Annotated in this window: 3 protein-coding genes and 1 pseudogene; all 4 read left to right on the forward strand. The window is 61.6% G+C overall.

Features of this window, described 5'->3' with window-relative positions; genetic code table 11:
* Positions 1-125: 125 nt before the first annotated feature.
* The 4 genes and pseudogenes from F0169_RS12545 to F0169_RS12560 all read left to right on the forward strand — a co-directional run bounded on the left by F0169_RS12545 (position 126) and on the right by F0169_RS12560 (position 9,106).
* The gene (locus tag F0169_RS12545; protein WP_152746702.1) at positions 126-1,430 is read left to right on the forward strand and encodes an MdtA/MuxA family multidrug efflux RND transporter periplasmic adaptor subunit; all 1,305 of its coding nucleotides are present in this window, start codon (positions 126-128) and stop codon (positions 1,428-1,430) included.
* On the forward strand, positions 1,427-4,528 hold the full coding sequence (locus F0169_RS12550; protein ID WP_152746703.1) for an MdtB/MuxB family multidrug efflux RND transporter permease subunit: 3,102 nt from the start codon (positions 1,427-1,429) through the stop codon (positions 4,526-4,528). The genes F0169_RS12545 and F0169_RS12550 overlap by 4 nt, the downstream gene beginning before the upstream one ends.
* Positions 4,525-7,631 (forward strand): annotated as a pseudogene (locus F0169_RS12555) (efflux RND transporter permease subunit). Before F0169_RS12550 ends, F0169_RS12555 begins: the two are co-directional and overlap by 4 nt.
* On the forward strand, positions 7,628-9,106 hold the full coding sequence (locus tag F0169_RS12560; RefSeq protein ID WP_152746704.1) for an efflux transporter outer membrane subunit: 1,479 nt from the start codon (positions 7,628-7,630) through the stop codon (positions 9,104-9,106). The pseudogene F0169_RS12555 and the gene F0169_RS12560 overlap by 4 nt, the downstream one beginning before the upstream one ends.
* The last annotated feature ends 175 nt before the right edge of the window (positions 9,107-9,281 follow it).

The following is a 9,281-nucleotide window of genomic DNA, read 5'->3' on the forward strand; positions in this document are numbered from 1 at the left end:
AGCGAACGGACTAAGGCGAAAAGTTAAAAGTTGTAAGCCCAAGGTAAATAGCCGGTAAAGGCGCTTTTCTTAATACGCCCCAGTGCTTATCTTTCAGCCTCCCCAAAAAGAAGCTCTCGCGCCCAATGGTTGATCACTCCATGCAATCGTCTCCCCGCAACTCCCGTCGCTGGCTGTTTGGCCTGCTCGTGCTGCTGGTTATTGCCGGCTTGTGCTGGAAATTCTGGCCCGGCAGCCACACGGATGCGGCGGCGTCGAAAGCCGCCGGGCATACCGGCAAAACGGGCATGGCGCGCCCTGGCTTCGGCGGTTCCACCGGCCCGATCCCGGTGCGCGTGGCGCCGGCGGTGCTGGGGGAGTTCCCGGTGTACTACAAGGCCTTGGGCACGGTGACTGCGCTCAATACGATTAATGTACGCAGCCGCGTGGGGGGCGAGCTGGTGAAAATCGCCTTTGAAGAAGGGCAGATGGTCAAGGCGGGTGACTTGTTGGCGGAAATCGACCCGCGCAGCTACCAGAACGCCTTGCTCCAGGCCCAAGGCACGTTGATGCAGAACCAGGCCCAGCTGAAAAACGCTCAGGTCGACGTGCAGCGCTATCGCGACCTGTACGCGCAGGACAGTATCGCCAAGCAAACCCTGGACACCGCCGAAGCGCTGGTCCTGCAATACCAGGGCACGGTCAAGACCAACCAGGGCGCGGTGGATGACGCCAAGCTGAACCTTGAATTCACCAAGATCCGCGCGCCCATCGGCGGCCGCGTAGGCTTGCGTCAGGTCGATGTGGGCAACCTGATCGCGGCCAACGACACCACGTTCCTCGCGGTGATCACCCAGACCCAGCCGATCAGCGTGGTCTTTACCTTGCCGGAAAACACACTGGAAACCGTGCTCGGCCGTTACCACGCGGGCAATAAGCTGCCGGTGGAAGCCTGGGACCGTGGCGACCTTAAAAAGCAGGCCACCGGCGTATTGCAAAGCCTGGACAACCAGATCGACGTGACCACCGGCACCCTGAAATTCAAGGCGCGTTTCGATAACAAGGACCAGGCGCTGTTCCCCAACCAATTCGTTAACGTGCACTTGCTCGCCGATACCTTGCACAACGTGGTGCTGGCGCCGACTGCGGCGATTCAGTTCGGCAACAGCGGCACCTTTGTTTACAAGCTCGATGGCGACAAAAAGGTCAAGGTCCAGCCGCTGGTGGTCGGTGACACCGACGGCGACAACACTGTGATCAAGCAAGGCCTGGCCGCCGGCGACCGCGTGGTGCTGGAGGGCACCGACCGCCTGAAAGACGGCAGCGAAATCGAAGTGGTCAACGACAGCAGCGCCGTGCCGACCACGCCGACCGAACACCTGCAAGGCAAGCCCGCTGCAAAAGGGGAGACCGGTGCTAACGCCGGCAAGGCGCAAAAGGTCGGTTCATGAATTTATCGCGGCTGTTTATCCTCCGCCCGGTAGCCACTACGCTGAGCATGCTGGCGATTGTGCTGGCGGGCATCATCTGCTATCGCCTGCTGCCGGTATCGGCCTTGCCCCAGGTCGATTACCCGACCATTCGGGTGATGACCCTGTACCCCGGCGCCAGCCCGGATGTGATGACCAGCGCGGTCACCGCGCCGCTGGAGCGCCAGTTCGGGCAAATGCCTGGCCTCACGCAAATGGCCTCGACCAGTTCCGGCGGCGCGTCGGTACTGACCCTGCGCTTCAACCTCGACATCAATATGGATGTCGCCGAGCAACAGGTACAGGCGGCAATCAACGCCGCGACTAACCTGCTGCCCAAGGATTTGCCGGCGCCGCCGGTGTACAACAAGGTCAACCCGGCAGATACCCCGGTTCTCACGCTGGCGATTACCTCCAAGACCATGCTGCTGCCCAAGCTCAATGACTTGGTCGACACACGCATGGCGCAAAAAATTGCGCAGATCAGCGGCGTCGGCATGGTCAGCATCGCCGGCGGCCAACGCCAGGCGGTACGCATCAAGGTCAACCCGGAGGCGCTGGCGGCCAACGGCCTGAACCTGTCAGACGTGCGCACCTTGATCGCCGCGTCCAACGTCAACCAGCCCAAGGGCAACTTCGACGGCCCGACGCGGGTGTCGATGCTCGACGCCAACGACCAGTTGGTCTCGCCCCAGCAATACGCCGATTTGATTCTGGCCTACAACAATGGCGCACCGTTGCGCCTCAAAGATGTCGCCGAAATTGTCGACGGCGCCGAAAACGAACGCCTCGCTGCGTGGGCCAATGAAAACCAGGCCGTGCTGCTGAATATTCAGCGCCAGCCAGGCGCCAACGTGATTGAAGTGGTCGACCGCATCAAGGCGTTGCTGCCAAGCATCACCGACAACCTGCCGGCCGGCCTCGATGTGGCGGTACTCACCGACCGCACGCAGACCATTCGGGCGTCGGTCACCGATGTGCAACACGAGTTGCTCATCGCCATTGTGCTGGTGGTGATGGTGACCTTCCTGTTCCTGCGCCGCTTCAGCGCCACCATTATTCCGTCCATCGCCGTACCGCTGTCGCTGGTGGGTACCTTTGGCGTGATGTACCTGGCGGGGTTTTCCATCAACAACCTGACGCTGATGGCGCTGACCATCGCCACCGGCTTTGTGGTGGACGATGCCATCGTGATGCTGGAGAACATTTCGCGTTATATCGAGGAAGGCGAAACGCCGATGGCCGCCGCGCTCAAGGGCGCCAAGCAGATCGGTTTCACTCTGATTTCCCTGACCCTGTCGTTGATCGCGGTATTGATCCCGCTGCTGTTTATGGCCGACGTGGTCGGGCGCTTGTTCCGCGAATTTGCCATCACCCTGGCGGTGGCGATCCTGATTTCGCTGGTGGTGTCGCTGACCTTGACGCCGATGATGTGCGCGCGGCTGCTCAAGCGTGAGCCCAAGGAAGAAGAACAAGGACGTTTTTACAAGGCCAGCGGTGCCTGGATCGATTGGCTGATCGCAGGTTATGGGCGCAAATTGCAGTGGGTGCTCAAGCATCAGCCACTGACGTTGCTGGTGGCCATCGCCACCCTGGGCCTGACCGTGGTGCTGTACCTGGTGGTGCCCAAGGGCTTTTTTCCGGTGCAGGACACTGGCGTTATCCAGGGTATTTCCGAGGCGCCGCAGTCGATTTCCTTTGCGGCGATGAGTCAGCGCCAGCAAGCGTTGGCGAAAATTATCCTGGCTGATCCAGCGGTTCAGAGCCTGTCGTCCTACATCGGTGTGGATGGCGACAACGCCACCCTCAACAGCGGGCGCCTGTTGATCAACCTCAAGCCGCATGGTCAGCGCGATTTAAGCGCGACGGAAGTGATCGCGCGCTTGCAGCCGGAAATCGACAAGCTGGTGGGTATACGCCTGTACATGCAACCGGTGCAGGACCTGACCATTGAAGACCGCGTCAGCCGCACGCAGTACCAGTTCAGCATGTCGTCGCCCGACGCCGAGTTGCTCGCGCTGTGGAGCGAAAAACTGGTGCACGCGCTCAGCCAGTTGCCGGAACTCACCGATGTCGCCAGCGACCTGCAGGACAAAGGCTTGCAGGTGTTCCTGGTGATCGACCGCGATGCCGCCTCGCGCCTTGGCGTGAGTGTGTCGACCATCACCGACGCGCTGTACGACGCCTTCGGCCAGCGGCAGATTTCGACCATCTACACCCAGGCCAGCCAGTACCGCGTGGTCTTGCAGGCGCAATCGGGTGAAACCCTCGGCCCGGCCGCGCTGAACCAGATCCACGTAAAAACCACCGACGGCGGGCAAGTGCGGCTGTCGAGCCTGGCGCGTGTGGAGCAGCGTCAGGCGCAGTTAGCCATTGCGCACATCGGCCAGTTCCCGGCGGTGATGATGTCGTTCAACCTGGCGCCTGGCGTTGCGCTGGGCAAAGGCGTGGAGCTGATCAACCAGACGCAGAAGGACATCGGCATGCCGGTGGGCGTGCAAACCCAGTTTCAGGGCGCGGCGCAGGCGTTTGAAGCGTCGCTGTCGAGCACCTTGCTGCTGATTCTGGCGGCGGTGGTGACCATGTACATCGTGCTGGGCGTGCTGTACGAGAGTTATATCCACCCGATCACCATCCTCTCGACCTTGCCGTCGGCGGCGGTGGGCGCCTTGCTCGCGTTGCTGCTCAGCGGCAACGACTTGGGCATGATCGCGATCATCGGCATCATCTTGTTGATCGGTATCGTCAAAAAGAACGCGATCATGATGATCGACTTCGCCCTCGACGCGGAGCGTAACCAGGGCCTTGACCCGCAAACGGCGATCTATCAAGCCGCGCTGTTGCGCTTTCGGCCGATCCTGATGACCACGCTGGCCGCGCTTTTTGGTGCGGTGCCGTTGATGCTGGCGACCGGCTCCGGGGCGGAACTGCGCCAGCCGCTGGGCCTGGTGATGGTCGGCGGTTTGCTGGTGAGCCAGGTATTGACCCTGTTCACCACGCCGGTGATTTACCTGTACTTCGACCGCCTCGGCCGGCGCTGGCGCAAAGAGCCGCAACGCCTGGAGCCGGTTGAATCATGAACCTGTCCGGACCCTTCATTCGCCGGCCGGTCGCGACCATGTTGCTGAGCCTGGCGATCATGTTGCTGGGCGGCGTGAGCTTCAATTTGCTGCCGGTGTCACCGTTGCCGCAGATCGACTTTCCGGTGATCGTGGTATCGGCCAGCTTGCCCGGCGCGAGCCCCGAGGTGATGGCGTCTACCGTGGCGACGCCGCTGGAACGCTCATTCGGCGCGATTGCCGGCATCACCACCATGAGCAGCTCGTCGAGCCAGGGCTCGACCCGCGTGATCCTGGCGTTCGACTCCGACCGTGATATAAACGGCGCGGCGCGCGAAGTGCAGGCGGCGATCAACGCCTCGCGCAACCTGTTGCCGAGCGGCATGCGCAGCATGCGACCTACAAGAAAATCAACCCGTCGCAGGCACCGATCATGGTGCTGTCGCTGACCTCCGACGTGTTGCAAAAGGGCCAGTTGTACGACTTGGCCTCGACGATACTCTCGCAAAGCCTGTCGCAAGTGCCGGGCGTGGGTGAAGTGCAGATCGGCGGCAGCTCCTTGCCGGCGGTGCGTATCGAGCTGGAACCCAAAGCCCTCGAACAGTACGGCGTAGCGCTGGACGATGTGCGCAACACCATCGCCAATGCCAACCAGCGCCGGCCCAAGGGCTCGCTGGAAGACGCCGAGCGTAATTGGCAGATCCAGGCCAACGACCAGTTGGAAAAGGCCAAGGACTACGAACCGCTGCTGATTCGTTACCAGAACGGCGCAGCCCTGCGCCTGGGCGACGTGGCCAAGATCAGCGATGGCGTGGAAGACCGCTACAACAGTGGCTTTTTCAACAATGACTCGGCGGTATTGCTGGTGATCAACCGCCAGTCGGGCGCCAACATTATTGAAACGGTCCGGCAGATCAAGGCGCAGTTGCCGGCGTTGCAGGCGGTGCTGCCGAGCAGCGTCAAACTCAACCTGGCGATGGACCGCTCGCCGGTCATCACCGCCACCTTGCATGAAGCCGAGATGACGCTGTTGATCGCCGTGGCCCTGGTGGTGCTGGTGGTGTACCTGTTCCTCGGTAACTTCCGCGCCTCGTTGATCCCGACACTGGCGGTGCCGGTGTCGCTGGTGGGCACCTTCGCGGTGATGTACCTGTACGGTTTTTCGTTGAACAACTTCTCGTTGATGGCGTTGATTCTGGCCACCGGGCTGGTGGTGGACGATGCCATCGTGGTGCTGGAGAACATTTCCCGGCACATCGACGAGGGTGTGCCGCCGATGAAAGCTGCGTACCTGGGCGCCGAGGAAGTCGGCTTCACCTTGTTGTCGATGAACGTGTCGCTGGTGGCGGTGTTCCTGTCCATCCTGTTTATGGGCGGTATCGTCACCAACCTGTTCCGCGAGTTTTCCATCACCTTGTCGGCGGCCATCATTGTTTCGCTGGTGGTCTCGCTGACCTTGACCCCGATGCTCTGCGCGCGTTGGCTCAAGCCGCATGTCAAAGGCCAGATGACTGGTTTGCAGCGCTGGAGCCAAAAGGTCAACGACCGTATGGTCGCGGCCTATGCTACCAGCCTGGATTGGGTGCTGCGCCATCGGCGCCTGACCCTGCTCAGCCTGTTGATCACCGTGGGCGTGAATATCGCGCTGTACGTGGTGGTGCCGAAAACCTTCATGCCGCAGCAAGACACCGGCCAGTTGATCGGCTTTGTGCGCGGCGACGACGGGCTGTCGTTCAATGTGATGCAGCCGAAGATGGAAACCTTCCGCAAAGCCGTGCTCAAGGACCCGGCAGTGCTCAGCGTGGCCGGTTTTATCGGCGGCAACAATGGCACCAACAACGCGGTCATGCTGGTGCGCCTCAAGCCCATCGCCGAGCGCAAAGTCTCGGCCCAGGCGGTGATCGAACGCTTGCGCAAGGACGTGCCGCTGGTGCCCGGTGGGCGTTTGTTCCTGATGGCCGACCAGGACCTGCAATTTGGCGGCAGCCGTGACCAGTCGACGGCGCAGTATTCCTACATCCTGCAAAGCGGTGATTTGGCCGCGTTGCGGTTGTGGTACCCGAAAGTGGTCGCCGCCTTGCGCGCGCTGCCGGAACTGACCGCCATTGATGCCCGTGAAGGGCGCGGTGCGGCGCAGGTGACGTTGGTGGTCGACCGCGACCAGGCCAAACGCCTCGGCATCGACATGAGCATGGTCACCACCGTATTGAACAACGCCTACAGCCAGCGCCAGATTTCTACCATCTATGACAGCCTTAACCAGTACCAGGTGGTGATGGAGGTCAACCCGATATACGCGCAAGACCCGATCACCCTGAACCAGGTGCAGGTGATCACCTCCACTGGCGCGCGGGTGCCGTTGTCGACCATTGCGCATTACGAAAACAGCCTGGCGGCTGACCGCGTCAGCCATGAAGGCCAGTTTGCCTCGGAAAACATTGCCTTTGACCTCTCGCCCGGCGTGACGGTGCAGCAGGGCTCCGCGGCCATCGAACGAGCGATTGCCAAGGTCGGCTTGCCCGAAGACGTGATCGCCAAGATGGCCGGCACCGCCGATGCCTTCGCGGCCACCCAGAAGGGCCAGCCGTTCATGGTGCTCGGTGCGTTGGTGGCGGTGTATCTGGTGCTGGGCATTTTGTATGAAAGTTACATTCACCCGCTGACCATCCTCTCGACCTTGCCGTCGGCCGGCGTCGGCGCGCTGCTCTCGATCTACCTGCTGGGCGGTGAGTTCAGCCTGATTTCGCTGCTGGGGCTGTTCTTGCTGATCGGGGTGGTGAAGAAAAACGCGATCCTGATGATCGACCTCGCGTTGCAACTGGAACGCCATCAGGGCATGAGCCCGCTGGAGTCGATTCGCAGTGCCTGCCTGTTGCGCCTGCGGCCGATTTTGATGACCACACTGGCCGCGATTCTTGGCGCCTTGCCGTTATTGCTCGGCGCTGGCGACGGTGCAGAAATGCGCCAGCCGCTGGGCCTGACGATTATCGGCGGCCTGGTGTTCAGCCAGATCCTGACCCTTTACACCACGCCTGTGGTTTACCTCTATCTCGACCGCGCGCGCCACCGCTTCAACGCTTGGCGCGGCGTGCGTACCGATGCTGCCCTGGACACTGCGCTATGACCGATTCAACCTTTGCCAAACTGGCCATGCGCATGCCCCGTGGTTCGCGCATTGCCAGCCTGCTGCTGTGCAGCGCCTTGCTCAGCGCCTGCGCCATCGGCCCCGACTATAAGCGCCCGCAGGTCATCGAGCCGGCGCAGTTTAAAGAAGCCCAAGGCTGGCGCCAGGCCAAGCCCAGCGATTCCCTGGCGCGTGGCGCCTGGTGGGAGTTGTACGGTGATCGCCAGCTCAACGACTTGGTGACGCGCCTCAATAACGCCAACCAAACCGTGGCGCAAGCCGAGGCACGGTTTCGCCAGGCCCAGGCTCAAGTGCGCAGCTCGCGCGGGGCGTTTTTTCCGTCGGTAGACCTGAGCGTCGGCAAAACCCGCGCCAGCCAAGGCACCGGCAGCAGCAGCGCGAGCCTGAGCAGCTCCAGCAGCGGTATCCGCGATACGCTCAACGCGCAATTGGGCGTGAGCTGGGAAGCAGATGTCTGGGGCAAATTGCGCCGCGGTCTCGAAGCCAATGAAGCCACGGCCGAGGCCAGCTTGGCGGACCTGGCGGCGATGCGGTTAAGCCAGCAATCGGAACTGGTGCAGGACTACCTGCAACTGCGCGTGATGGACGAGCAAACCCGCTTGCTGCAAGCCACGCTGGACACTTACCAGCGCTCGCTGAAAATGACCGAAAACCAGTACCGCGCGGGCGTGTCGGGCAAAGATGCAATCGCCCAGGCGCAAACCCAGCTCAAAACCACCCAGGCCAGCCTGATCGACCTGATCTGGCAGCGCGCGCAACTGGAGAACGCCATTGCGGTGTTGATCGGTGAGGCGCCGGCCAATTTCAACCTGGCGGTGAGCAAGGACATCCCGGCGCTGCCGCAGATTCCGGCGAGCCTGCCGTCACAGTTGTTGGAGCGTCGCCCGGATATTGCCTCGGCTGAGCGTTCGGTGATTGCCGCCAACGCGAACATCGGCGTGGCCAAAGCAGCCTACTACCCGGATTTGACCTTGAGCCTGGCGGGTGGTTATTCCAGCAGCACCTATGCGGACTGGATCAGCTTGCCGAACCGCTTCTGGTCGGTCGGGCCGAAGTTGGCGATGACCTTATTCGACGGCGGGCAGCGCTCGGCCGAGGTTGATCGTACGGTGGCGAGTTATGACGAGACCGTCGCCAAGTATCGCCAGACGGTGCTGGATGGGTTCCGTGAGGTGGAAAACTATATGGTCCAGCTCAAAGTGCTGGAGGACGAGGCGGTGGTCAGCAACGAAGCGCTGGACGCCGCGCGGGAGTCGTTGCGACTGACCGAGAACCAGTATAAAGCGGGCTTGATTGCTTACCTGGACGTGGTGACGGTGCAGGCGACGGCACTGAGCAACGAGCGTACGGTGCTGACCTTGTTGCAGACCCGTCTGGTGGCGAGCGTGCAGTTGATTGCCGCGTTGGGCGGTGGTTGGGATGGTCAGACGGCGATAGAGGCGAACGATCAGTAGATCTGCTTTCTGCGGGGGGCGCTGTATCTTTGATGTAGCGCTGTCGCGCTTGGGGTGTTCTTCAGGTTGGGTGTATATCCGGTATTGGGTTTATGGCTTATATCGGTTTCGCTCTTACAGCGAGTCACTTTTGATAGAGCCGGAAGCCGGCCCAGCCAAAAGTAACCAAAACGCT

This window comes from Pseudomonas kitaguniensis, assembly GCF_009296165.1.
Classification (GTDB): domain Bacteria; phylum Pseudomonadota; class Gammaproteobacteria; order Pseudomonadales; family Pseudomonadaceae; genus Aquipseudomonas; species Aquipseudomonas kitaguniensis.

Coding starts and splice junctions, on each gene's coding strand:
- F0169_RS12545 (WP_152746702.1), top strand. CDS start 126: ATGGTTGATCACTCCATGCAATCGTCTCCCCGCAACTCCCGTCGCTGG.
- F0169_RS12550 (WP_152746703.1), top strand. CDS start 1,427: ATGAATTTATCGCGGCTGTTTATCCTCCGCCCGGTAGCCACTACGCTG.
- F0169_RS12560 (WP_152746704.1), top strand. CDS start 7,628: ATGACCGATTCAACCTTTGCCAAACTGGCCATGCGCATGCCCCGTGGT.